This is a genomic window from Rhabdothermincola sp., assembly GCF_036846205.1.
In the GTDB taxonomy this organism is placed as follows: Bacteria; Actinomycetota; Acidimicrobiia; order Acidimicrobiales; family Acidimicrobilacustridaceae; genus Rhabdothermincola.
The window spans coordinates 1-2170 of the sequence record NZ_DAIUCK010000143.1; the positions used below are offsets into that span (position 1 = coordinate 1).

Below are 2170 nucleotides of genomic sequence, written 5' to 3' on the forward strand. Positions count from 1 at the left end.
GGGGACACCACCTACCGTTACACCCCCCAGCAGGTGGGCACCGGCACCGACTGGGTCACGGTGGCGGCCGGCAGCGGGCATTCGTTGGCGGTGAAACGTGACGGGACCCTGTGGTCGTGGGGGTACAACTTTTCCGGTGAGCTCGGCCTCGGGGACACCACCGACCGCAACACCCCCCAGCAGGTGGGCACCGGCAGCGACTGGGCCAGTGTGGCCGCCGGCAGCTACAGCGAACACTCGCTCGCGATCAAGACCGACGGCACCCTGTGGGCCTGGGGTCATAACGGCGACGGCCAGCTCGGCCTCGGGGACACCACCTTCCGTTACACCCCCCAACAGGTGGGCACCGGCACGAACTGGGTGCGGGTCGCCGCCGGCGGCTACCACACACTGGGCATCCGAGCCTGAGGACCCCGCCCTGGCCCGGGCCACTCGCCACGAGATCCGCCGAGCCAGCGCCACCCGGTCGAGCTTGCCGGTCGCGCCCACCGGCAGCTCGTCGACCACCGTCGGGCAGGCCCTACCATCGGCGCAGTGACAGGTCGTGACCCGGGACTGGTCGGGCGCGGGCGCGAGCAGCTGGCCCTTCGTGAGCTGCTGGAGCGCGCCGTCGCCGGGCGGGCGTCCGGGCTCGCACTCGAGGGCGACGCCGGCATCGGCAAGACCGCGCTGTCGCGTTGGCTGCGCCGGGAAGCGGCCGAGGCGGGGTTCACCTGTCTCGACACGGTGGGACCGGGTGAAGCCCGCGCCACCCCCTACGCGGCATTGGTCGAGCTGCTGGCGCCGTTGCGTCAGCGGCTCGACGAGCTCGACGAGAGCGGGGTGCTCGCTGGGGTCCTCACCGGCGGCGGGTCGGCCACCCCCCAGTTGGTGGCCGCGACCTTCCTGCGAGCGGTGGCGGCGCTCGCCGAGCACGAGCCGGTGCTCGTCGTGGTCGACGACGCCCAGTGGATCGACGACGCATCGGCTGGAGCGATCGCCACGCTGGCCCGCCGCATCGAGGTCGATCGGGTGGCGGTGGTGGTCGCCAGCCGCGAGCCGCTGGCCTGGTGGCATCCGACCGGGCGGCAGAGCATGGTGCTCGAGGGTCTCGCCGAGCCCGACGCCGTCGCCCTGCTTGCCGATGCCGCCGGCCTCACGCCCGATTCGGCCCGGCACTGCTGGCGCCTGACCGGAGGCAACCCGCTGGCGCTGCTGGCGCTCGGGCCCCACTGGCGGGGGGAGATCGGCGACGAGCCGGCCGCCCTGCCGCAGCGGCTCCGCGACGCACTCGACGAGCGCCTGGCCGCCGCGGTCGGGGCAGAGCCGGCCCTGCTCGCCCTGGCTCTCGACCGCACCGGTGACGAGTCGCTGCTCCGCGACGCCGTTGCCGGTTGGGATCGCATGGTCGACGCCGGCCTCGACGGCGGAGTCCTCGAACGACTCGATGGCCGACTGCAGTTCACCCACCCGTTGCTGCGGGCGCGGGTCCTGGACGCGTCCTCCGCAGCCGAACGTCGGTCGGTGCACGCTGCGCTCGCCGATGCGGCGGCGTCCGCGGACGTGCACCGCCAGGCCCGGGCGTGGCACCTGGCGGAGTCGGTCACGGGGCCCGACGACGAGGTGGCGGAGCTGCTGACGCAGGCTGCTGACCACTACCGCCGCAGCGGCGCTCCAAGGGAGGCGCTGGTGGCGTTCCGCCGCGCCGCCGACCTCAGCGTCCAGCCGGACGAGCGTGCTGCCCGGTACATCGATGCCGCCGAGATGGCGTGGTTCGTGGGGGACCATCCGCTGGTGGACGAGCTGCTCGACGAGGCCACCGACCAGAGTGACGCGCCAGCCATACGGGGACGGGTCGCGGCGGCGCGCGGGCAGCAGCAGACGTGGTTGCACGGCCCGCTCGCCGGCTACGAGCTGCTGCGCCGGGAAGCCGACGCCATCGAGCGCGACCAACCCGCGCTGGCTGCCATTTGCCTGGGGTTCGCCACCTTCTCCGCCTTGGTGGCGGTGCGGGTCCATCTGGCACTGGAGGTGAGCGAGCGGGCGCTCGAGCTGTCGATCGGGAGCGATGACGCGTTCGCGGTCCTGGGCGCCCACGCGGCCCGGGGCTCGGCACTGATCCTCGCCGGTCGGGCCGGCGAGGCCGACGCGTTCTTGGATCCGGTGGAGCAGCTCGCCGTGGCGGCGGGGG

The 2170-nt window shown here is 73.9% G+C and carries 2 protein-coding genes; both read left to right on the top strand.

Annotated features, from left to right (window positions below):
* Positions 1 to 408 (top strand): RCC1 domain-containing protein (locus V7004_RS14945; protein ID WP_442968076.1); only part of this gene is annotated, 408 nt, incomplete at its 5' end.
* Positions 409 to 534: 126 nt separating this feature from the next.
* On the top strand, positions 535 to 2170 hold a 1636-nt coding region (locus tag V7004_RS14950; protein ID WP_334144991.1), incomplete at its 3' end, for an AAA family ATPase.